Origin of the sequence: Streptomyces sp. NPDC052079 (assembly GCF_040680275.1) — a bacterium.
In the GTDB taxonomy this organism is placed as follows: Bacteria; Actinomycetota; Actinomycetes; order Streptomycetales; family Streptomycetaceae; genus Streptomyces.
This window is the reverse complement of record NZ_JBFAWL010000002.1, coordinates 537233-559044: the sequence shown is the minus strand read 5'-3', so window position 1 is coordinate 559044 and position 21812 is coordinate 537233. Positions and strand designations below refer to the sequence as shown.

Annotated in this window: 24 protein-coding genes, 4 tRNA genes and 1 other RNA gene; 9 read left to right on the top strand and 20 right to left on the bottom strand. The window is 72.4% G+C overall.

All coding sequences use genetic code 11. The features are described 5' to 3' along the window. The first annotated feature begins 110 nt into the window (after positions 1-110). From AB0L56_RS07110 to AB0L56_RS07075, 8 genes are all read left to right on the top strand, one after another. A complete protein-coding gene (locus AB0L56_RS07110; RefSeq protein ID WP_361027046.1) occupies positions 111-428 on the top strand; it encodes an Lsr2 family protein in 318 nt (105 codons plus the stop codon). A gap of 159 nt (positions 429-587) precedes the next feature. Then, positions 588-659: transfer RNA gene (locus AB0L56_RS07105), tRNA-Gly, on the top strand. Between the two features lie 80 nt (positions 660-739). Continuing rightward, positions 740-812 (top strand) — tRNA-Gly (locus AB0L56_RS07100). A gap of 129 nt (positions 813-941) precedes the next feature. Further along, a complete protein-coding gene (locus tag AB0L56_RS07095; protein ID WP_365419838.1) occupies positions 942-1904 on the top strand; it encodes an ABC transporter ATP-binding protein in 963 nt (320 codons plus the stop codon). After that, on the top strand, positions 1901-2677 hold the full coding sequence (locus tag AB0L56_RS07090; RefSeq protein ID WP_361027040.1) for an ABC transporter permease: 777 nt from the start codon (positions 1901-1903) through the stop codon (positions 2675-2677). The genes AB0L56_RS07095 and AB0L56_RS07090 overlap by 4 nt, the downstream gene beginning before the upstream one ends. Before the next feature lie 28 nt (positions 2678-2705). Continuing rightward, entirely contained in the window at positions 2706-3998 is a 1293-nt protein-coding gene (locus AB0L56_RS07085) for a sensor histidine kinase (RefSeq protein WP_365419835.1), read from the top strand. Further along, positions 3995-4615 (top strand): response regulator transcription factor, encoded by a 621-nt coding sequence (locus tag AB0L56_RS07080; protein WP_365419832.1) that lies wholly within the window; start codon positions 3995-3997, stop codon positions 4613-4615. The genes AB0L56_RS07085 and AB0L56_RS07080 overlap by 4 nt, the downstream gene beginning before the upstream one ends. A 22-nt stretch (positions 4616-4637) precedes the next feature. Continuing rightward, positions 4638-4710 (top strand) — tRNA-Gly (locus AB0L56_RS07075). A 123-nt stretch (positions 4711-4833) separates the two neighbouring features. Here AB0L56_RS07075 and AB0L56_RS07070 read toward each other — a convergent pair. The 6 genes from AB0L56_RS07070 to ffs all read right to left on the bottom strand — a co-directional run bounded on the left by AB0L56_RS07070 (position 4834) and on the right by ffs (position 13314). Continuing rightward, entirely contained in the window at positions 4834-5733 is a 900-nt protein-coding gene (locus AB0L56_RS07070) for a phosphoribosylaminoimidazolesuccinocarboxamide synthase (RefSeq protein ID WP_365419830.1), read from the bottom strand. 73 nt (positions 5734-5806) lie between these two features. Next, positions 5807-7342 carry a N,N-dimethylformamidase beta subunit family domain-containing protein gene (locus AB0L56_RS07065; RefSeq protein WP_365419827.1) on the bottom strand — a complete coding sequence of 512 codons (1536 nt, stop codon included), beginning with the start codon at positions 7340-7342 and terminating at the stop codon, positions 5807-5809. A 232-nt stretch (positions 7343-7574) separates the two neighbouring features. Further along, positions 7575-9335, bottom strand: coding sequence for a hypothetical protein (locus tag AB0L56_RS07060; protein ID WP_365419824.1), 1761 nt, complete (start codon positions 9333-9335; stop codon positions 7575-7577). Between the two features lie 291 nt (positions 9336-9626). Further along, positions 9627-10880 carry a phosphoribosylamine--glycine ligase gene (purD, locus tag AB0L56_RS07055; RefSeq protein WP_365419821.1) on the bottom strand — a complete coding sequence of 418 codons (1254 nt, stop codon included), beginning with the start codon at positions 10878-10880 and terminating at the stop codon, positions 9627-9629. A gap of 98 nt (positions 10881-10978) precedes the next feature. Continuing rightward, a complete protein-coding gene (locus AB0L56_RS07050) occupies positions 10979-13168 on the bottom strand; it encodes a DNA polymerase III subunit gamma and tau (RefSeq protein ID WP_365419819.1) in 2190 nt (729 codons plus the stop codon). 47 nt (positions 13169-13215) lie between these two features. Beyond that, an RNA gene (gene ffs, locus AB0L56_RS07045) (signal recognition particle sRNA small type) lies at positions 13216-13314 on the bottom strand. A 72-nt stretch (positions 13315-13386) separates the two neighbouring features. Between ffs and AB0L56_RS07040 the strand changes: the two genes are divergently transcribed. Then, positions 13387-13471: transfer RNA gene (locus AB0L56_RS07040), tRNA-Ser, on the top strand. 68 nt (positions 13472-13539) lie between these two features. On the opposite strand, the gene AB0L56_RS07035 is transcribed toward AB0L56_RS07040, so the two are convergent. From AB0L56_RS07035 to AB0L56_RS06970, 14 genes are all read right to left on the bottom strand, one after another. Then, positions 13540-14784 (bottom strand): tyrosine-type recombinase/integrase, encoded by a 1245-nt coding sequence (locus AB0L56_RS07035; RefSeq protein WP_365419816.1) that lies wholly within the window; start codon positions 14782-14784, stop codon positions 13540-13542. Beyond that, complete coding sequence (locus AB0L56_RS07030) at positions 14784-15023, bottom strand: excisionase family DNA-binding protein (protein WP_365419813.1); 240 nt, start codon at positions 15021-15023, stop codon at positions 14784-14786. The genes AB0L56_RS07035 and AB0L56_RS07030 overlap by 1 nt, the downstream gene beginning before the upstream one ends. A gap of 237 nt (positions 15024-15260) precedes the next feature. Continuing rightward, positions 15261-16634, bottom strand: a complete 1374-nt coding sequence (repSA, locus tag AB0L56_RS07025) for a replication initiator protein RepSA (protein WP_365419810.1) — start codon at positions 16632-16634, stop codon at positions 15261-15263. After that, entirely contained in the window at positions 16627-16821 is a 195-nt protein-coding gene (locus AB0L56_RS07020; RefSeq protein WP_365419807.1) for a hypothetical protein, read from the bottom strand. The genes repSA and AB0L56_RS07020 overlap by 8 nt, the downstream gene beginning before the upstream one ends. A gap of 88 nt (positions 16822-16909) precedes the next feature. Continuing rightward, the gene (locus tag AB0L56_RS07015; RefSeq protein ID WP_365419804.1) at positions 16910-17227 is read right to left on the bottom strand and encodes a SpdD-like protein; all 318 of its coding nucleotides are present in this window, start codon (positions 17225-17227) and stop codon (positions 16910-16912) included. Between the two features lie 20 nt (positions 17228-17247). Next, entirely contained in the window at positions 17248-17403 is a 156-nt protein-coding gene (locus AB0L56_RS07010) for a hypothetical protein (RefSeq protein ID WP_365419801.1), read from the bottom strand. Positions 17404-17413: 10 nt separating this feature from the next. Then, positions 17414-17605, bottom strand: a complete 192-nt coding sequence (locus AB0L56_RS07005) for a mobile element transfer protein (protein ID WP_365419798.1) — start codon at positions 17603-17605, stop codon at positions 17414-17416. Between the two features lies 1 nt (position 17606). Continuing rightward, positions 17607-17801, bottom strand: coding sequence for a hypothetical protein (locus AB0L56_RS07000; RefSeq protein ID WP_365419796.1), 195 nt, complete (start codon positions 17799-17801; stop codon positions 17607-17609). A gap of 20 nt (positions 17802-17821) precedes the next feature. Next, entirely contained in the window at positions 17822-18490 is a 669-nt protein-coding gene (locus AB0L56_RS06995) for a DUF2637 domain-containing protein (protein ID WP_365419793.1), read from the bottom strand. A gap of 21 nt (positions 18491-18511) precedes the next feature. Next, positions 18512-19327, bottom strand: a complete 816-nt coding sequence (locus AB0L56_RS06990) for a hypothetical protein (RefSeq protein WP_365419790.1) — start codon at positions 19325-19327, stop codon at positions 18512-18514. 13 nt (positions 19328-19340) lie between these two features. Then, complete coding sequence (locus AB0L56_RS06985; RefSeq protein WP_365419983.1) at positions 19341-19532, bottom strand: hypothetical protein; 192 nt, start codon at positions 19530-19532, stop codon at positions 19341-19343. Between the two features lie 5 nt (positions 19533-19537). After that, a complete protein-coding gene (locus AB0L56_RS06980) occupies positions 19538-19756 on the bottom strand; it encodes a hypothetical protein (RefSeq protein ID WP_365419788.1) in 219 nt (72 codons plus the stop codon). An 81-nt stretch (positions 19757-19837) separates the two neighbouring features. Further along, positions 19838-21190 (bottom strand): FtsK/SpoIIIE domain-containing protein, encoded by a 1353-nt coding sequence (locus AB0L56_RS06975; protein WP_365419785.1) that lies wholly within the window; start codon positions 21188-21190, stop codon positions 19838-19840. A 3-nt stretch (positions 21191-21193) separates the two neighbouring features. After that, positions 21194-21547 carry a hypothetical protein gene (locus tag AB0L56_RS06970; RefSeq protein WP_365419782.1) on the bottom strand — a complete coding sequence of 118 codons (354 nt, stop codon included), beginning with the start codon at positions 21545-21547 and terminating at the stop codon, positions 21194-21196. Positions 21548-21812: the final 265 nt, after the last annotated feature.

Sequence of the window (21812 nt, the reverse complement as noted above, 5' to 3'; positions counted from 1 at the left end):
TTAGCAGGTACTTTGCCCGATTAGGGGCGGACAGCCGACATCTCGGCGACGTACCGGCACGTCATCACGGACGTCCGGACGAGAGGTGTCGCACGAAGGGACCGATATTCGTGGCGCAGAAGGTCGTGGTCACTCTCTTTGACGACATCGACGGCTCGGAAGCGGCGGAAACGATCGCCTTCGGACTGGACGGCAAGTCGTACGAGATCGACCTCAATGAAACCAATGCCAGGAAACTGCGGAAGGCCCTCGAGCCCTACGTGGACGCCGGCCGCAAGCGGTCGCGTTCCGGCAAGGCCTACCGGCAGACGGAGGTCGCCCCCGACCCGTCCGCCGTGCGCGCCTGGGCGCAGGCGAACCGGATGGACGTGCCCGCGCGGGGCCGGATCCCCAAGAGGGTGTACGAGGCATTCGCCGCGGCGCGGTGAGCCGACCGGGTGACCGTCCCGAGCCGGGTGCCGGCGATCCGCCCGACGGCCGGTCACCCACCCCCCGCGTCAACCGACTTGCGCAGCACCCCCGCTGATCAGCTAGAGTCTGGAGCACGCCGAGGGGCGAGGCCGAAAGGTCCGGCCCACGGAGTACATGCGGGTGTAGTTCAGTAGTAGAACGTCCCCCTTCCAGGGGGAAGGCGCAGTGTGCAATTCCTGTCACCCGCTCTGCATCGCCGTACCGACGACCCCGGTCGATCGGGTAGGCTGGTGCCCGCGCCGATCGGTGAGAGCCGGTCGGAGGCAATGCGGACGTAGCTCAGTTGGTAGAGCGCAACCTTGCCAAGGTTGAGGTCGCGAGTTCGAGCCTCGTCGTCCGCTCGGTAGTGAGACCCCGGTCCCTCGGACCGGGGTCTTTCGCATGCCCGGACGCGCCCGTCTGACATTTGTCATGTCCGGTGGTGACAGCACGCACTGCCCCCGCGCCCCGGTGACCGGGATGCTCGAGGCGTGGAAGCGAACGAGCACGAACACGTGATTGAGGTCACCGGCCTGCGACGTGTCTATGGGGGCGGCTTCGAAGCGGTGTGCGGCATCGACTTCTCCGTACGGCGCGGGGAGGTCTTCGCCCTGCTGGGGACCAACGGCGCGGGCAAGACCTCCACCGTCGAACTGCTGGAGGGGCTCGCCGCCCCGGCCGCCGGACGGGTCCGGGTCCTCGGCCACGACCCGTACAGCGAGCGCGCCGCCGTACGGCCCCGCACCGGCGTGATGCTCCAGGAAGGGGGCTTCCCCTCCGAGCTGACCGTCGCCGAGACCGCCCGGATGTGGGCGGGCTGTGTCAGCGGCGCCCGGCCCGAGCGGGAAGTGCTGGCGCTGGTCGGCCTGGAGTCCAAGTCCGGTGTGCGGGTGAAGCAGCTGTCCGGGGGCCAGCGGCGCCGTCTGGACCTCGCGCTCGCGCTGCTCGGTGACCCCGAGGTGCTCTTCCTCGACGAACCCACCACCGGACTCGACCCCGAAGGCCGCCGTGAGGCCTGGGACTTGGTCGCCTCCCTGCGCGACGCCGGTACGACCGTGCTGCTCACCACGCACTACCTGGAGGAGGCCGAGCAGCTCGCCGACCGGCTCGCGATCATGCACGAGGGCCGCATCGCCGTGACCGGCACACCGGCCGAGGTGACCGCCACCGAGCCGTCCCGCATCTCCTTCGACCTGCCCGACGGCTATCACCTGGGCGATCTGCCGCCGCTCGCCGAACTGGGCGTGAGCGACCACACCACCGACGGCCGGACCGTCCGGCTGCGCACCCGCGAACTGCAGCGGGCTGCCACCAGACTGCTGGTGTGGGCGCAGCACGCCGGGGTGGAGTTGCACGGACTGGACGTGCGGTCCGCATCCCTGGAGGAGGCCTTCCTCTCCATCGCCAAGGACGCCTCCGCGGACGCGGCGGCCACGAAGGAGTACGCGGCATGAGCACGACCGTGACCACACCGATGAGCCGGATGGCCGCGCTCGCCCGCGCGGAACTCACCCTGCTGGGACGGAGCAAGGGCACACTCGTCACCGCTCTGTTCGTGCCGCTGGTGCTGCCGGTCAGCGCCCACGAGGCGGCCAAGGAGATGGACCTCGCCGAGGCCGGGCTCACCATCGGCGAGATGGTGCTGCCGGCCGCGATCGGTTTCTCGCTTCTGTTCGCCGTCTACGCGGCGCTCGTCGGGTCCCTCGTCGCCCGCCGCGAGGAACTGGTCCTCAAGCGGCTGCGCACCGGGGAGCTGCGGGACACCGAGATCCTGACCGGGGCCGCGCTGCCCGCCGCCGCGACCGGTCTGGCCCAGTCCCTGGTGCTGGCGGCCGGCTGCGCGGTCCTGCTGGACATGAAGGCCCCGCCGGCCGTGCATCTCTCCGTGCTGGGGCTGCTCCTGGGACTGGTGATGTGCGCGGGACTCGCCGCCGTCACCGCCGCCTTCACCCGGACCAGCGAGAGCGCGCAGGTCACCACGCTGCCGCTGCTGTTCCTCTCGATGCTGGCCTCCGGGATGATGGTCCCTCTCGAAATCCTGCCCGACCGGATCGCCTCCTTCTGCGAACTGCTGCCCCTGACGCCGGTCATGACGCTGGTGCGCGGCGGCTTTACCGGCGACCTGTCGGCGTCCGAGACACTGGAGGCCGTGGCGGTGGCGGTGGGCTGGGTCCTGCTGTCGGTGTACGCCGTACGACGCTGGTTCCGCTGGGAGCCGAGGCGCTGACACGGGCGAGAGCAGGGGACGCGAGGACATGAGCAGGCCGGGCGGCTGGTGGGAGCGCAAGAGCACACCGGCGAAGTTCGAGACGTACACGCGGTGGTCGTTCCACCTGCTCGCGCTGACCGAACTGTCGGTGGCCGGCGGGATGCTGATCGGTCAGGTCGGTCCGCGGCTGGCCGTTCCGCTGGTGTCCATGGCGGCCCTGCACAGTGTGGTGTGCGGCGTCACCGCCTCGCGCGCCCTGGACTGGCAGCGCGGGCAGCGGGACCGTCCGGTGCGGACCCTGTGGGTGTTCGGTGTGACGACGGCGGTGATGGCCGTGGCCGCGCTCGTCGTCGCCCGGCACGGCCAGGGCGACGACGACGTCGCGGGCGCCGCCGGCGGGGTCTACGGGATCGTGATGATCTTCGGTGCGGGTGCGGCCGGGGTCTGTGTGCGCGGGCGGCGGCGGGTGTCCGCCGTGACGGTGGGCTTCGCGGCGGCGGCGGGAGCCACGTCGGTCGGCGTCGGACTGCCGTGGCTCGTCGCGCTGGTCACGAGCCTGTTCGTGCTGGCCGGCGGCGGCTTCTTCGCCTTCACTTACGCCTTCTCCGCGTGGCTGCTCAACGCTGTCTACGAACTCGACGACGCCCGTGAGACCCGCGCCCGGCTCGCCGTCGCCGAGGAGCGGCTCAGGTTCGGACGCGACCTGCACGATGTGATGGGGCGCAACCTCGCGGTGATCGCGCTCAAGAGCGAGTTGGCCGTCCAGCTGGCCCAGCGGGAGCGGCCGGAGGCCGTGACCCAGATGGTCGAGGTGCAGCGCCTCGCGCACGAGGCGCAGCGGGAGGTGCGCGAGGTGGTGCGCGGCTACCGCGAGGCGGACCTCGCCGGCGAACTGGCGGGCGCGCAGGGGGTGCTGTCCGCCGCCGGTATCGACTGCACGGTCACCGGACCGGCGACCGGATTCCCCGCACCGGTGCAGTCCGCACTCGCGTGGGTGGTGCGGGAGGCGGCCACGAATGTGCTGCGGCACGGCGACCCACGGCGGTGCGCGATGGAACTGCGGGTACGGGAGGGGCATGTGGTGCTGACCGTGGAGAACGACGGGGCACCGGCGCCCGGCGGTTCGGGCGCCCGGGGATCCGGGCTGATCGGGCTGCGCGAGCGGCTGGCGGAGATCGGGGGGACGCTGCGGGCCGGACCGGCCGGCGACGGGCTGTTCCTGCTGACCGTCGAGGTCCCGCTGCCCGCGCATCCCGGCGAGGCCCCTCCCGCCGCCGTACCGGTCCCCGCTCCCGCGCGTGAGGCGACATCCGTTCCTGTGAGCGAGGCGACAACGTGACCGGTCCCCGGCAGGTGCGGCTGCTGCTGGCCGACGACGAGCACCTGATCCGGGGCGCGCTGGCCGCGCTGCTGTCGCTCGAGGACGATCTGACGGTCGTCGCCGAGGCGGCGTCCGGACCGGAGGCGCTGGCGATGGCACGGGCGCACGCCCCCGATGTCGCCGTACTGGATCTGCAGATGCCCGGCGCCGACGGTGTGAAGGTCGCCACATCCCTGCGGGCGGAGCTGCCCGGCTGCCGGGTGCTGATCGTGACCAGTCACGGGCGGCCCGGCCATCTGAAGCGGGCGCTCGCGGCGGGGGTGCGCGGGTTTGTCCCCAAGACGGTCAGCGCTCAGCGCCTCGCGGAGATCATCCGCACGGTGCACGAGGGAAACCGTTACGTCGACCCGGAGTTGGCCGCCGACGCGATCGCCTCCGGTGACTCGCCGCTGACCGCGCGCGAGGCCGAGGTGCTGGAGTTCGCGGCGGACGGGGCACCCGTGGCGGAGATCGCGGAACGGGCCGCGCTGTCCCAGGGGACCGTGCGCAACTACCTCTCCTCCGCCGTCTCGAAACTCGGGGCGGAGAACCGTCATGCGGCGGTGCGCCTCGCACGGGAGCGAGGTTGGGTATAGTGGGGGCCGCGCTATGGCGCATGCGAACGTAGCTCAGTTGGTAGAGCGCAACCTTGCCAAGGTTGAGGTCGCGAGTTCGAACCTCGTCGTTCGCTCAGGAACAAGGCCCCGGTCATCGACCGGGGCTTTTGTCGTGGGCCGAGCCACGAAGGTCAGGGGGCCGGGCCCACGGAGGTCGTGGGGCGGCGCCCCCGCGGGCCCGCCCCTCCGGCGGGTGCTCAGCTCCAGGTCGTGCCGGTCAGCCGCTCGTACGCCTCCACGTACTTGGCCCGGGTGGCGTCCACCACGTGCTCCGGCAGCGGCGGCGGGGGCTGCTCGCTCCTGCGGTCCCAGCCCGACTCGGCCGAGGTGAGCCAGTCCCGCACGAACTGCTTGTCGAACGACGGCTGCGGGCGGCCCGGCTCCCACTGATCGGCCGGCCAGAAGCGGGAGGAGTCCGGGGTGAGCACCTCGTCCGCGAGGACCAGGTTCTCCCCGTCGAAGCCGAACTCGAACTTGGTGTCCGCGAGGATGATGCCGCGGTCACGGGCGATGGTCCGGGCCCGGAAGTAGGCGGCGAGGGTCGCCTGGCGCAGCCGGGCCGCGGTGTCCGCGCCGACCTGGCGGGCGACCTCCTCGTAGGGGACGTTCTCGTCGTGTTCGCCGACGGCGGCCTTGGTGGCCGGGGTGAAGATCGGGGCGGGCAGCTCCGAGCCGTCCACCAGGCCCTCGGGGAGGGCCAGACCGCAGACCGTGCGGGACTCGTCGTACTCGGCCAGGCCCGAGCCGGTGAGATAGCCGCGGGCCACGCACTCCACGGGGACCATGTTCAGCGACTTGCAGACGAGGGTGCGGCCCGCCCAGTCGTCGGGGGCGCCGGGCGGCAGCTCGGTGCTCAGCACATGGTTGGGGAGCAGGTCGGCGAGCTGCTCGAACCACCACAGGGAGAGCTGGGTGAGCACCCGGCCCTTGTCGGGGATCTCGGTCGGCAGCACCCAGTCGTAGGCGGAGATGCGGTTGCTGGCGATCATCACGAGGTCGCCCGCCTCGTTCCGGTACAGCTCGCGCACCTTGCCGGTGTGCAGATGCACCAAACCCGGAACCTGGATCGGCTCGGGCTTTTCGACGAATCCGGACACGGTTCCTCCCCGTGGTTCTGTCTGAATGACTTGATTCTCCCGCACGGAGGGAAGAGTCGCGGCCGGGGGTGGGTCAGTCGCGTTTGCAGATGCGGTCCAGAAGGTTGGCGGTGGCGCGCTGCACGCGGGGGTCGACATGGCCCGGCCGGTCCAGGGCCGGGGACCAGGCGAAGGTGCCGGATGCGAACACCCAGGCGCCGGAGGGGGCGCGGTAGAGGGAGGTCTCCTGGTGCCGACGGGCGCCCGCCCGGTCGGTGTACGGGGAGTGGGCGAGCAGGACGCGCTCCTCGTAGGCGGGCAGCGGGGTGCGCGGGTAGTAGCGGTCCGCCTCGCCCGCGACCAGGCCCTCGATCCGGTCGCCCTCGCGGGCGCCGGTCGCCTCCCACATCCAGTGGTCCGCGTTGCGGACGATCAGCGGGTGCGGTTCCGGGACGTGCCCGGCGTACTGGATGCCTAGCAGCTGCTGCTCCGCCCGGTCGATCTCCCGCCAGAGCGCCGGTTTGCCCGGGCCCTGGCGTTTGCGGCAGGTCAGCAGGCGGTCGGGGCCGGACGGGGAGGGGGCGAGCTCCACCTGCCAGTACAGCGTGTTGGCGGAGAGGAAGACCAGGGACGTGCCGTGCTCGCGGGCGCGCTCCACGGCGGTGCGCATGGACACCGACCAGTACTCGTCGTGGCCGGGGAAGATCAGGCCCCGGTGGCGGGTGGGGTCGATCCGGCCGGCGTGCAGATCGCGGGCGTCGGCGTAGGCGAGGTCGTAGCCGTAGCGCTCGGCCCAGCGGATGACGTCGTAGGCGTGCCCGACGTGCAGCGGGAGGCCGGCGCCCGCGTAGGGGCGGTCGAAGGAGACGGTGGTGGCGGCGTCGGACTCGCCGAGCAGCCGGCCGTCGTCGTCCCACGCGTGGTAGAGGCTCGCGCCGGTGCGGCCGTCCTCCGGATAGAGGTTGTAGGCCTGCCAGGTGATGTCGGGCAGGACGAGGAGGAGGTCCGCGGGGCGGTCGTCGCGGACGGTGAACGGGACGTGCGAACGGTAGCCGTCGGCCGTGGTCAGCACGGCGACATACGCGCCGACGCTCCAGTACGACGGCACCGGTAACCGCCAGGACAGCCACCAGTGGTGACAGGAGACCGTGCGGTCGGCGGTGAGCGGCGGGGGCTGCACGATGCCGGACAGCCGGGGGCTCGAGGTGATCTTGATGGCGCCGTCCCCGGCGTAGTGGCCGATGCGGTAGACGTCGACGCCGAACTCCTGGGGCGGGTCGACGGTGATGTGGAAGTCGATGGCCTCACCGGGGGCGACCGCGCCGGTGGAGGTGAAGCCCTTGATCTGGCGGTGCACGTCATCTGCGGCGCGGGGGCCGCCGGAAGACCGGGGGGCGGGCACCCTGGGGCCGCCCTGCCGGGGGAGGCGGGGGGCGGCCGCCCGGCCCGTGCCCGGTCCGGTGTCCGGGTGCGCCGGGTCGGGGTCCAGGTACCACGGGACGACCTGGCCGGTGTCGCCGAAATAGGTCTCACTGCCGCGCAGCCACGGGAGGGGGCCCAGCCCGAAGGGATCGTCCACGGCGTGCGCCAGCGCTCCCGACTCCCAGCGGCGGATCTGCTCCGAGCCCATGATCGCTCCCCTCCCTCATGCCCCCGTTGCGATGCGGTGCGTGGTGCTGTCCGGCAGGCGCCTGACGGGTGAGGCCCGGCGACGTTTATGTGCTTGTCGTATGTCCCGAGCCCTTGCCCACGGGTCCGAACGGTCCAAGCACATCACATAACGCGCGCACTCCGTCACCGTTCGTTTTGAATTGACCGAAAGCGGAAGGGTCTGCTCCGGGCGGGGTGGCGGGGCCGGTGGCTCAGACGAGCCGTACCGGCTTCTCGGCGCGTATGCCGTGCTCGGTCAGCCATCCGCGGAGGGCCGAGGGATCGCCGTCCTCGATCAGGGCCAGGACCTGGCGTGACAGATCCGCCGCTCGTACGCCGCCCAGCACCAGGGCCGGGCCGTCGAGCCAGTCGAGGCTCGGGGTGGCGCCCGCGGTGTCCATCGCCGCACAGCACACCATCGCCGTGATGTGGTCGGCGAGCAGCTCACGGCCGGTGCGCGCGGGCTGGAGGGGGAAGAGCGGGAGCGCGCGGTCGTCGCGGTGGGAGGCCGGGTCGGCCGCACCGGGGGCGGCGGTGGTCGGCCCCGCCTCCTCGCGCGCCAGCTCGGCCGTCAGCCGGGCGGCCAGGGCGGCACTGCGCGCCGTGGTGCCGGACAGGTCCTCGTCGTCGCCTGCGAGGGGACACGGAGGTGGGGCCGGGGGCGGGGCGAGCGGTTCCCCGGGGCCGGGGCGGGCCGCCAGGTGGGTGAGGACGCGGGTGAGGGTCGGACCGTCCGGGGCCGGGGTGTCTCCGGGGGCCGGGGGCGCCTGGAGGGCGTCCAGGACCCGGTGCAGGCGGGCGGCGTCGGTGCGCCACTTGCGGTCGACGACCTCCTCCGCATAGCCGCCCCAGTGGACCGGGGCCCACTCGGGTCGCGTCTCCGCGGGCTCCCCGTGGAACAGACGGGCGGCGAGCAGCGAGGCGGCCTGGTCGACCGCGCCCGGCTCCTCGAGCAGATCACAGGCGGGACGCTCGCCGAGACGGGAGGCGAACCCCTCCGCCAGCCGGTCCCGGCGGGACAGCTCGGTGAGCGCCGCCACCACGCCCGCGTTGAGCCGGGAGGGCCAGCGGCCCATCCGCCAGGCGGGCAGCGCGACCCGGGTGAGCAGCCGGTCCCAGCCCGCGTACGCCAGGCCCACCTGCTCCTGGGCGACGATCCGCAGTCCGTAATCCACAGCCTGTGCACGCTCGGCGGCCGCCGCGGCGACCCCGCGCTCCATCTCCGCGGCGTGTATCCGGCAGCCGCGGAGCAGCAGCCGGGCCACCCGGCCGACGGTCGCGAACACCCAGCGGGTCACCGGCCCGCGGTGCGGGGCCGACGTCACGGCCACCGCGGCGTCCAGCCCCTGCACAAAGCGCCGCGCGGCGGCTATGTCCGGGTGCGCCGACGGTCCCGTACCGGCGACGACCGGGGCGAGGACCGCGCGCAGCTCCCCGACCCGCATCCACCACAGGAACGGGGAGCCGATCACCAGCACCGGCGGCACGGGCGTCCGGCGCGGGGGCCGCCCCGCGCCCGCTATGTCGTCGTACTTCTCCGCGGGCGGAGGGCCGTGGGCCGGATGGGTGCGGTCCTCCAGCCAGCTGTCGCAGTCCGGGGTGAGCGCTATGGCGGACGGCGGGGGAACGTCGAGACGGTCGGCGAGGTCGCGCACCATCCGGTACAGGTCCGGGGCCGCCTCCTCGGCGATCGGCACGGTGGGGCTCATCGCGGGCCGCGCGCGGGCGACGACCAGGGCGACCCCGGCGGCGAGGAGCAGGACGAGCACCGCGGCCGGGGTGACGAGCCTGCGGGCCACGTCCCAGCCGGTGCCCGGCAGATGCCCGGTGGAGCCGCCGACGAGCAGGATCACGGCGACGGCGGCCGGCAGCAGCGCGACGGCCAGGGCCCGGCTGCGGACCCGCAGCACGGCAAGCGCACGGGACCGTGCGCTCTGTCCGCCCGCGTGAGCTCCCATTCCGCTTCCGCTCATGGCCCGACCTCACCCCCTCCCCGCTCCGGACGCTGTCCTGGCGTTGCCCATGCCCCCCACTGTGACACCGGCCACTGACATCGCAATGCCGATGGGCCAAGTGCCGGACGCCTGCGCGGCACCCTAGTTGGGGCCCCGGGTCACGTCAGCCGGATGGGATATCGCTCACTCGATGGAATGGCTTTGGGGAAAGGTGGATGACGGACGGCAAGGGTCAGGCCCCGAATCCTGAGACGGGGCCTGCGGGGTTCATCGGCGCCGGGCGAACGGACCGGCCGTCCGGCGGACCGGCTAGCTATCCTGCGCAGCCTTCGCCGCGATGTCCGTGCGGTGCTGGGAGCCGTCGAGGCCGATGCGGGAGACCGCGCGGTAGGCCCGGTCGCGGGCCTCGGTGAGGTCCTTGCCGGTCGCCGTGACGGACAGCACCCGCCCGCCCGCGCTCACGATCGTCTCGCCGTCGCGCTTCGTGCCCGCGTGCAGGACGTACGCGTGCGGGCCGTCCTGGGCGGCGATCTCGTCCAGGCCGGTGATCGGGTCGCCGGTGCGGGGGGTGCCGGGGTAGTTGTGCGAGGCGACGACCACGGTGACGGCGGCCTCGTCGCTCCAGCGGGTCGGCTCCAGATGGGCGAGGTTGCCGGTCGCGGCGGCCATCAGCAGGCCGCCCAGCGGGGTCCGCAGCCGGGCCAGCACCACCTGGGTCTCGGGGTCGCCGAAGCGGGCGTTGAACTCGATCACGCGGACACCGCGCGAGGTGATCGCCAGACCGGCGTAGAGCAGACCGGAGAACGGGGTGCCACGGCGCCGCATCTCGTCGACGGTCGGCTGGAGAACCGTCTCCAGGACCTCGTCGACCAGCTTCGGGTCGGCCCACGGCAGCGGGGAGTAGGCGCCCATGCCGCCGGTGTTCGGGCCCGCGTCGCCGTCCAGCGCGCGCTTGAAGTCCTGGGCCGGCTGGAGGGGCACCACGGTCTCGCCGTCGGTGATCGCGAAGAGGGAGACCTCGGGGCCGTCGAGGAACTCCTCGATGACCACGCGCTCACAGCCGGCGGCGTGCGCGCGGGCCGCCTGGATGTCGTCCGTGACGACGACGCCCTTGCCGGCCGCGAGCCCGTCGTCCTTGACGACGTAGGGGGCGCCGAACGCCTTGAGGGCCGCGTCGGTCTCCTCGGCCGTCGTACAGACGTAGCTGCGGGCGGTGGGCACACCGGCCGCCGCCATGACGTCCTTCGCGAAGGCCTTGGAGCCCTCGAGCTGCGCGGCCTCCTTGGAGGGGCCGAAGACGGGGATGCCCGCGTCCCGCACGGCGTCGGCGACACCGGCGACCAGGGGCGCCTCCGGGCCGACCACCACGAGGTCCGCGCCGAGCCGCACGGCCAGCGCGGACACGGCCGCGCCGTCGAGGGCGTCGACCGGGTGCAGCTCGGCGACCTCGGCGATGCCGGCGTTGCCGGGCGCGCAGTGCAGCGCGGTGACATCGGGGTCGAGGGACAGGGAGTGGCACAGGGCGTGTTCGCGGGCGCCGCTGCCGATGACGAGGACCTTCACGGGGTCAGCCTAACGGGAGGCGGCGGGTTCCCTTTGTGCGGGCTGCCGAAGGCGCGGGGCGAAGGGGTTTGTGGCTTCCTCCATACGCCCCCTACGCCCTACTCGTTCGCGATCTCCTCGACGACCGTCGCGCCCAGCTCCCGTACGAGCAGGTCCTGGCCCGAGAGGGCGGACTCGTCCAGGTCGGGGTCGTCGTCCTCGGGGATGTCGTCCTCGGGCGAGACGGGCGGCGGCGGCTCCGGGGCGGAGGGGCGGGGGGCCGCCGGGGCGGGGCTGGGCGCGGGTGCGGGCGTCGGCTGCGCGGGGGCGGGCGGGGGGGCCGCCTGGGGTGTGGAGGGGCGCTGACCTCCGCCGGAGCCGCCGTACCCGCCGCCACCGCCACCGCCGTACCCGCCGCCGTTGCGACCGCTGGACGGTCCGGATGGTCCGGACGATCCGGACGGCGCGGGAGCCGCCGCACCGCCGCCGGACGGGTCGACGACCGCCTCGATCTTCCACTGCACATGGAACTGCTCGGCCAGCGCCTGGCGCAGGACGTCCTCGCTGCCACTGCTGAGGAAGTTGTCCCGGGCGCCCGCGTTCACGAAGCCGAGCTGGAGGGTCGTGCCGTCGAAGCCGGTCACCTGGGCGTTCTGGCTGAGCAGGATCCAGGTGAAGCGACGACGGTTCTTGACCGTTTCCAGGATGTTCGGCCAGAGGTTGCGGGGGTCGAGGCCACCGCCGCCGCCCGAGGGGGCGGGTGCCGGTGCGGGTGCGGGCGACGGGGCGGTCGGCGGTGCCGCGGCGGCAGGCCGGCCGCCGGCCGGGGTCGCCGTAGGCCAGCCGCCGGGCCGGCGTCCGCCACCGCCACCACCGGCGGAGGCGGCGGTGGGCCAGGCACCGGGGGCTCCCGCCGCCGGAGCGGCCGGGCTCTCGGCGGGCGCCGGTGGCGGAGCCTGGGCGGGAGTGGGCGCGGGCGGCGCAGGGGTGGGCGCGGGGCCGGGACCCGGGGCGCGCACCGCGGCCCGGGCGGCGGCGGCACCGCCCCCCGGCTCGATGTCGCCCTGCCCCTGCGCTCCTCCGTGGGCCTCCGGCCCGGGGACGTATCCCATGGCGGGCGCACCGGCGCCGCCGGCCCCGGCGGAGAAGTTCACGCCGCGCTCGATCCGGTCCAGCCGGGCCATGACCGAGCGCTCGTCGCCGTACGCGGCGGGAAGCAGCACACGCGCGCAGATCAGCTCCAGCTGGAGACGGGGCGAGGTGGCGCCGCGCATCTCGGTCAGCCCCTCGTTGACGATGTCGGCGGCACGGCCCAGCTCGGCGGGGCCGAAGGTGCCGGCCTGGGCCTGCATCCGCTCGATGACGTCGGCGGGGGCGTCGATGAGCCCCTTCTCTGCGGCATCGGGGACGGCGGCGAGGATGACAAGGTCCCGCAGCCGCTCCAGCAGGTCCGCGACGAACCTGCGCGGGTCGTTGCCGCCCTCGATCACCCGGTCGACGACCTCGAAGGCGGCGGCGCCGTCGCCGGTCGCGAAGGCCTCGACCACGGAGTCGAGCAGCGAGCCGTCCGTGTACCCGAGCAGGGAGGTGGCCATGGCATAGGTCACACCCTCGGCCCCGGCACCGGCGAGCAGCTGGTCCATGACGGACATCGAGTCACGCACGGACCCGGCACCGGCCCGCACGACGAGCGGCAGCACACCCTCCTCAACGGGGATGTTCTCCTTCCCGCACACCTCGCCGAGGTACTCCCGCAGGGTGCCGGGCGGGACCAGCCGGAACGGGTAGTGGTGCGTACGCGACCGGATCGTCCCGATGACCTTCTCGGGCTCGGTGGTCGCGAAGATGAACTTCAGGTGCTCCGGGGGCTCCTCGACGACCTTGAGCAGCGCGTTGAAACCGGCCGACGTGACCATGTGGGCCTCGTCGATGATGTAGATCTTGTACCGGCTGGAGGCGGGCCCGAAGAACGCCTTTTCTCGCAGGTCACGGGCGTCGTCCACACCACCGTGGGACGCGGCGTCGATCTCGATGACGTCGATGGAACCAGGTCCGTTGCGCGCGAGGTCGCGGCACGACTGGCACTCCCCGCACGGAGTCGGCGTGGGCCCCTGCTCGCAGTTCAGGCACCGCGCGAGGATGCGGGCACTGGTCGTCTTGCCACAGCCACGCGGACCACTGAACAGGTACGCGTGATTGACCCGGTTGTTCCGCAGCGCCTGCTGCAACGGGCCGGTGACATGTTCCTGCCCGATGACCTCGGCGAACGACTCCGGGCGATAGCGGCGGTACAGCGCGAGAGACGACACGCATACGAGGTTATAGGCGTCCACTGACAACCGGACCGGCCGCCGGAAACGCAAGCGCCCCCCACGCACCCGCCAGAGCCAACTTACCCTTGCTGCCTTCCGGCCCTGGGGGAGTTCAGTCAGATAGCGCCGCGTGGGGGGCTACACAGAGGCTACCGCATGTCGCGGGCAAGGAACGAGTTCGCGAGCACTCCTCTCGGTCATGTAATGTTTCCGGCGGAGGATTCGCCTAGAGGCCTAGGGCGCACGCTTGGAAAGCGTGTTGGGGGCAACCCCTCACGAGTTCGAATCTCGTATCCTCCGCCTCAGCCCATCAGGGCAGATGAAGGCCCCGACCGGTTCGCCGGTCGGGGCCTTCATCGTGCGTGGTCTCACTTTTGGTCTCTTTCGGCGCCGGGCGAGCCCCACAGCTTCTCGCCGACCTGATCCGCGACCTTCCGGAGCATGAGCCCTGTCACATGCATGTAGCGAGCCCGCATCCGTGCGGCGCCACCCGGCTCCCAGCCCATAATCGCGTCCACGATGACATCCGGAACACCGAGCACGAGGAGAACCGTGGCCGCCGTGTGGCGAGCGTCATGAAGGCGCCCATCCCGCACGCCCGCGTCCCGGAGAAGCCGCTTCCACACGTGGTAGTCGGTGTTCGGGCTCAGCGGCCCACCAGTCGACGACGTGAAGACGTAGCCCTTGTCCTCCCAGTCGGCTCCGGCTTCCGCGCGCTCCCGGTCCTGCTCCTCCTTGTGCTTGCGAAGCAGTTTGATCAACGGGTCGGGCAGGCCGACCGTCCGGCGACCGGAGCGTGACTTCGTGCTCTTGTGCTCACGCCGGGTCTGCTCACGCTTGGGGCAGTAGCCCGGCTTCTTGCCGCACGACTCGTTTCCGCAGCCATGCCGGTACCTGGGCCGGAGCCGGTTCCGCCGGATGCGCAGGTACCAGGCGTTCAGGTCCACGTCATCCCACTGGAGCGCGAGTGCTTCTCCCTGACGGAGGCCGAGTGCGAGAGCCACGACCCAACGCGCGCTGTTGCGGAGCTTGGATGCCTCCAGGAGCAGGCTTTGCACCTCCTCGATGGTGTACGGCTCCACCTCCTCCTCTTCGATCCGAGGAGCCCGGGCGATCTCGGCAACGTTCCGGGAGACGTGCCCGCGCCGCCTGGCCTCGGCGAGCGCCACACGCACGGTTCGGTGGACATGATGCGCCGTCCCGGCCTTGCTGCCCTCGCGCTGCATCTTGGCGTAGAAGGCTTCCAGGTGCTCCGGCTCCAGGCGGTCGAGCCGGTGAGCGCCGAGGCCCGGGACCAGGTGCACGCGTACGTCCACCTCGTATCCGGCGTACGTGTTCTCAGAGACGTACTTCTTCGCGATCTCGTGCACCCAGTGCTCCAGCCAGCTCCCAAGCGTCCACTTCTCGCCCGGCTTGCTGAGGTTCCCCGAGTCGCGCTTGTGCTCGATGTCCCGAACGGCTTTGACGACTTCAGCCTTGGTCTTACGGCCGACGTGCCGCCGGTCGGGTTTGCCGTCCGGACGGATGCCTACGGTCACACGACCGTGCCACCGGCCATCGGCACCCTTGTAGATCGAGGCCGCCCCGTTCGGCTCACGACTCCGCTTCGCCATCACGCATCCCTCATCGAGGAGGCAGGGGCGCCACGAAGGCGACCGACGTACGCAACGAGGGCATCCGCGGGGACACGCCGCAGGCTGCCGACCTTGACTGACTCCAGTTCGCCCGAGGCGATGAGCGCAAAGCACGTAGTACGGCCGATGCCCAGTCGGCGGGCAGCTTCCTCGACCGTGAGGAGAAGGAGCGTCGGATCAGCGGACGTCGGGGCAAGTGTGGCTGCGGCAGTGGTCACTTCTCCTCCTTGGAATCCAGACCGAGCAAGATCAAAACGGGGCGAGCCGGCACGATCGTGGAGCCAGCGCAGACGGGGCACGGGAAGCGCAGCTCGGTCGAGTGACGCCCGGACCCGCCGCACTCCAGGCAGGCCGTCCACTCGTTGACCGCGAAGGCGGCCCAGCAAGCGGCACAGTCGGCACAAGACAGTTCGTGGCACACCGGGCAGTCCGAGCCCGGCACCCACCGCAAGCGTTTACGCATGGTCGACTCCTCCCGAAGCGGCCAGTTCTTCACGGGCGGTTTGGCGATTGAGCTGGAGATCACGAGCGATCGAGGCGGCGAGGGCCGACTCACCGGGGGTGTGGCCGTGGCCTGCGTACTGCCAGTCGGCGAGGACCAGGACGGTGTCCGGCTCGCGGTCGTCCAGGCCGAGAGCGGCGTGTTCCTGGGCGGCGCGGTAGTCGGCGCGGGCCTGCCGGAGCTCCCCGAGCGTGGTGGAGTAGCGGCGGGACTTGGAGGAGAAGTGGCCGCGGAAGCCGAGCATGTGCGCCCAGGCCCACAGCCGCCGGTCGGGGTACAGCTCGTCGAGGTCGCGGCAGGCTCGGATCAGTCGGCGGGTGTGGTCGGGGACTCCGTGGCGGTCGAGTTCGGGCAGCTCGCCGATGCGGCGGTCGAGGGTGCCGGTGTTCTCGGCGGCTTTGGTGGCGTACTTGGCGACGTAGGAGGCGACGGCCTGTTCGGTGATGTCGGAGCCGTCGCCGAACGCCTTGACGGGGCGGATGTCGAGTTGCCGCCCCCATTGGAAGGTGCGGGCGGGTTGGTCCCCGGCGGCGGGCACGCTCACGCTGCTGTAGGAGTGCGCGGCAGCCGTGCGGATGGCGTCCGTGAGCAGGTTGGTGGTGGCCCAGGCGGGCGGTAGGGAGTCGGGTCCGTCGGGTCCGTCGAGGCGGATCACGGCGTGGAAGTGGACGGCGCCGCGCTTTTGGAACTCGGCGACCTTGCCGTAGGAGACCCGGCAGGCTTCTTTCAGTTCGCGCTGGGTCAGTCCGGCGCGCCTGGCGATTTCGCGGCGCAGCCGGTTGGCGAACCGCATCCAGAGCTCCCCGGCGTGGTTGTTGAAGAGCGCCGCGCCCGCGTAGTCGTATGTCGCCGGGTCCAGGGCCGTGCCGAGGGCGGGGTCGTCTTCGGCGTGGCGGGTGCCACAGCGGCAGGTCCCGCGGTCGGGCCGGTTGTGGACCGGGCCGAACGAGGGGGCGGTGAAGGTGGCGAAGACGCGGGGATGGTCGCGGACGGTGGCGGGGATGTCCTTGTCGTCGTCTCCGGCGAGTCCGGCGCGGATGAGGTGGTAGGTGTCGCCCGCGTAAGTCCAGGCGCAGGCGGGGCAGCGGGAGGCGCGCCGGTTGCCGCAGGCCACCCGGAGGCATCCGCCCGGTTCGTTCTCGGTGCTGTAGTGGTGCAGTACCTCGCCGGTGGTCTTGTCCTTGTGCAGGATCCAGCCGCGCAGGTGGATGGGGTCGGCACAGCCGCCGGTGCGGCGGATCTGGTCTTCCCACCGGTGGTAGTCGAGGGCCGAGGCCACCCGCAGCAGGTCGCTGAGGGTGGCCGGGTCGAGCAGCGTCTCAGGCACGGGCGCCCTCCCGGTCGCGGCGGGCGGGGGCGGTGCCGGTGCCGTGGCAAGCCGGGCAGTCGACGGTGAGCGTGTGCAGGTGGCCGCGGTCGTCGCGGCCGCCGGAGGAGATGGCGGCGGTGGCGAAGCCGTCGCAGTTGGGGCAGATCCGTGCCGTGGTGCGGGTGGCCGGGGTGGGACCAGTCATGATGGAGGTTCCTTCCGGTTTGGTGATCGGACAGGGACGGCACCCGGGCAGCGGATGCTTGGCGGTATCGAGGCCGCCCGTGGGCCGGTCAGCGTCGCTTGGACTCGGAGGCGAGCAGGGAGCGCAGGACGACGGCGCAGACGGCGACCGAGGTGGCGGTGATGGCGACCGCCAGGAGCATGGAGACCAGTACGGCGCCGACGACCAGGACCACGGCGGTGCCGCCGCCGACCAGGGCGAGCGCGGTGCCGGGGGTGAGCTGCACGACCGGCCGGGACGGCGCCGGGGCCGCCGGGGCGGTAGACGGGATCTGGGCGGCCGGGGTGATGGCGGTCGGCTCGACGACGGCGGGCGGGGTGACCGTGCCGGTGGGCTGGGGCATGGTCGGGAGCTTGGGCCGGAGCATGGCGTTTCTCCTTTCGCGGGTTACTTGACGGCGGTGTCGATGACCGGGGCCATGAGGCTGTCAGCGAGGAGGTATCCGCCCAGGAGGAGCACGGCGACGAGCCACCAGGGCGGGCGGATGAGCTTGACGCCGAGGACTCCGACGACCAGCAGGGCGAACCAGAGCGGGACGTCCACGGGTGGCCTCCTAGCGGACCTTGCAGCGGTGGGTGCGGGCGGCGAGCTGGGCGGCGGAGGCGCTGGTGTAGTCGGCGGACCAGCCGCAGCCGTCGGAGCTGCACACGGCGGCGTGCTTGGTCTGGCCGTGGCGGTCGCGGTGGGTGCCGATCTGCACCGGGCCGATCCGCATCACGGAGTGGAAGAAGTCGCGGGCGGGCATGTCAGTCGGTCTCCTCTCGGGTCGTGGCCGGGTCGGGAAAGGCGGCGCGGATCCCGGCGGCGGTGGCAGGGTCGGCGGTGCGCCGGGCGGCCTCCTCGGCGAGCAGGTGCGCGAGGAAGGGCCGGTCGGCCGCGGTCATCTCGCGGGCACCGTCGAGGTAGTCGGCGGCGGTCAGGTCGGCCGGGTCACGCGTCATGGCGGCGGTCTCCTTCCGGGTCAGGCGAGCTGGGCGGCGATGGCGTCGGCCAGGTGCGGCGGGACGCCGAGGCGGGCGCGCAGGGTGTCGGTGTCGATCCGGGTCCCGGTGCGGGCGTGGTGGTCGTCGGCGACCTTGCGGGCGTGGTCGACCAGTGCGGCCGGGACCGGCACCGCCGGTGCCGGGGTGGGCAGGGCCGGGGTCTCCTCGGGCGCCGGGACGGGTTCGGGCGCCGGGTCCGGCTCGGCGACAGCGGCCGGTTCGGGCTGCACCTCGGGCGCGGGGTCCGGGGCCGGGACGGAGGATGCCGCCGGGACCGGGGAACGGCCCGCGGGTGAGTGGGCGAGCAGGGTGCCGCCCATGAAGGCCAGGGCGGGCCAGGCGGCGACGAGGATGCGCAGCCAAGCGGGAACGTCGTTCAGGTCGAGCAGTCCGGCAGTGGCGACGTTCGCGCCGAGCGAGGCCGCCAGGGCGATCAGGAACCAGCACCAGGCCAGCCGGGACGGCCCGTAGGTGCGCAGCCGCCGCCAGGCGGCGACCAGCAGCAGGTCCACGCTGACCGGGTAGGCCCAGGCCTTCCAGCCGGTCTGTCCGGCGGCGGCAGCGAGGTCGTGCAGGTGGGCGAAGGACAGGGCTCCGGCGATCACGGCTTGGATGAGGACGGCGTCCGGGCGGATCGAGCGAGCCATGGGTGTTCACCTCCCTTCGGGTCAGAACAGGGGCAGCTGGGCGTGCGAGGCGTCGGGGCTGGTGGCCGGGGCGGGGCGGATGGCGTCGAGGACGCGGGTGCGCCAGCGCAGGGCGTAGTCGAGGCAGTTGGCGCAGTTCTTGTGCGGGTGGCCGGGCAGGGCGGGCCGGTGGCGGGCGTGGGAGCTCCAGGCGGCGGAGTCCGCGGAGGCCAGCAGGTGGCCGACCCGGGCCAGGCCGAGGGTCTTGAAGCCGAAGCCGTGCAGCTTCAGCCCGTGGGCGGCCATGGCGGTGACGATGGCGGCGCCCTCGCGGGTGGACTGCAACCGGCACACCGAGCCCAGCCCGACGACCGGTTCTCGGCGCAGGTCGACTCCGGCCCGCTCGTACAGGGCCAGGCAGCGTTCGTAGTCCGGGATGGTGCGGCCCTGCAGCACGGGGATGATCCGCAGGTCGGGGGCGAGGGAGCGCAGGTCGAGGAAGTTGGCCACGGTGCGGCGCTGGTGCTCGAGCACGCTCAGGTGGGTGCCGGTGAAGTGCAGCGGTCCGGCCGTGCCGCCGTGGATGATCAGGTCCTCGCACATCCAGTCCTGCGGGGCGGCCCAGTCGTACGGGCCGACGTGCTCCCAGATGCGGCACAGGTCGTCGACGTACTGGCGGGGGGTGCGGGTCCACCGGCCGTGGCGCTGCAGTTCGGTGAAGCCGCCGGAGTCCACCGCGTACGGGCCGAGCGCCTCGGGAAGGGTGCGGGCGGTGGCGAAGTGTTCCGACTTCAAGAACAGCGGGTGGCCGGTGAGCTTGATCCAGTGCCGTTTGTGGGTGGTCAGGTAGAAGCGCATCGCGGGAGCTCCCTCACACGGCCGGGTTCGGGTCGAGGCCGGAGCCCCAGCAGGTGGGACACAGACCGGTCTGGCGGTTCTCGGTGGCGCGGCCCTTGCGGGCGCCAACGCGGACGGCCTCGGTGGTCTCGCCGGTGCCGTCGCAGTCGGAGCACTTCGGCGGCTTGGGCGCCGGGCGGCGAGTGCGCTTGCCGGTGGCGGCCATGGCGATCACGCCTCCAGCTGGGGGTAGCCGTGGCCGACCGGCGGGTAGACGCCAGCCGCGCGGTGGGCGAACTCGGCGTCGAACGCGCTGCTCAGGGTGGTGACGAAGGCGTCCCGCTCGGGGTGGTGGTGCAGGTGGTTGAGCAGGGTCTCGAACAGGACACCGAGCCGGTTGGCGTCGTCCCGTTCGGCCGGGTCGTACTCGTACCAGGGCTTGCGGTGCATCGGGGTCCTCCCGGTTTCGGCATGGGCGGGGCAGGGACCTGGCGCGAAGGCGGTCGCGCCGACCGTGGAGCGGGGAAGGGTTCAGGCGGCGGCCGGGGCGGACTCGACGGCCGGGGCCGCAACCGGCTTCGGGGCGTCGAGGGCGGGCCGGAACGGGGCCAGGGCGGGCAGGTCCGGGACCAGGTCGGCGTGCCGGTTGCAGGTGTTCACGGCCTGCCGCAGCGAGGTGTGCGGGGCGCGGATGCGGGCCCAGCCGCCGCTGGAGTCGCCGGTGATGGCGACGCCCGGGGTGTCGGTGGGAATCTGGATCGCGGCCAGCACGGCGTCCGGGGCGATGTCGCCGAAGGCCATCTTGGCGCTGGTTTCGTCGTTGACCCGGTGGGCGGTGCGGCCGGTGAGCTGGGCGCGCAGCATGGTGATGCCGTCGCCGAGTTCGGAGCCGAAGCGCTGCCCGCAGACCTCCAGGTAGATGCCGGCGGCGCGGCCGAGCTGGGCCAGGCGGACCAGGGCCTTGACGATCTGGTCCCGGCGCGGGTCGTTCTTCTTCGTGCTCAGCGCGAGTTCGGCGACCTCGTCGACCAGGACCACGACCGGCACCGGCCGCACCTCTGCGGGCAGGTCCCAGATGTCGGCGGCGATCTCCGCATCCGGCACGTCGGCGGTGATGCGCTGCTCAGCGCGGATGAGCTGGTACACCTCCTCCATGTGGGACACCAGCGCGTCGAGGAGCTCGGCGGCGGTGTCGGGGTTGTCGGCCAGCGCGGAGAACCGGCGGGCCAGCGGGAACAGCTCCACCCCCTGCTTGCAGTCGATGCCGACCAGGGCCACCCTCTGCGGGGCGAGCGCGGCCACCAGGTTGCGCTGATAGACGGACTTGCCGGACTCGGTGGCGCCGATCGTGAGCGCATGCGGCACCGCCCGGTAGTCGCGGTAGTGCACCGCGCCGTCCTCGCGCAGGGCGACCGGGACCCGCATCGGGGCCGTGTCGGTCCGGGCGGGCATCTGCACCCGCTTGAGCACGTCGTAGCCGGTCATCCGCACCTCGACCACCCCCGAGCGGAGCTCCCGGGAGGTGACGCCGTACATCCCGAACGAGTGCCGCAGCCGGTCACACGAGGCGGCCACGTCGAAGGCGTCCTGTCCGGGGCGGAGCTTGAGCCGCAGGACCAGGCCGGTGCGGGTCGGCCGCAGCCGCAGGATGCGCGGCGGGCGGGACTCCGGTACCGGCCGGTTAGTCAGCCGGGCCAGCCGCAGACGCCAGCGCGAGGGCGGGACCGTCAGGCCGCAGGCCTCCATCACGGAGGCGTAGCGGGCCAGGACCCGTAACGTGGCCAGGGCAACGCCGAAGGTCAGCCAGTACCAGGCGGGGCGCCGCCACCGCAGGAGACCCGCAGCGGCGGCGACCAGCACCAGGGCGACGATCAGCCACGTCATGGCTCAGGCCGCCTTCGGCTTCGACGCGTCGGCCATCAGCGACGTGACGGCGACCGCGCGGAAGGCGATGCCGTGCCGCTTCTGGCCGTTGAACTCGTTCTCCCACGCCGAGGCGACCAGGCCGGTCAGCGCGACCGGGGTGCCCATGGTCAGGTCCTCGGAGACGCCGGGCTGCGGGACAGTGAGCTTGAGGATCTCGACCTCGTCGGGCGTGGAGAACATGACCTCCACGACCATCAGCGTGACGCCGTCCTTGTCGGTGGCGATCTCACCGGTACGGCGGTCCTTGACCTTGGGCTGCGGAGCCTTGGCGACCATCACGGTCGCGTTGGTGGTGTCGACAGGGATCTGACGCATGATGGAACTCCCTTTCCGGGGGCGGGAGCGGCGTACTTGCTTGGCGGTGGGTCGCCGCTCCTGTGCGTTGTCGGAAGCCCGTGGCAAAGCCACAGGCGCTTGCGCCTCCAACTGGTGCGCACCAGTAGGCTGCATCTGGTGCGCACCAGTTGTCAAGCGATGTCGCCGGATCGGCGCTTCAACTCGCCTGCCTGCGACGTTTCTAGGGAAGCGCTCACGGCAACGCCCCGGTAGACAACAGGGGTTAACAGCCGACCGGTTAACC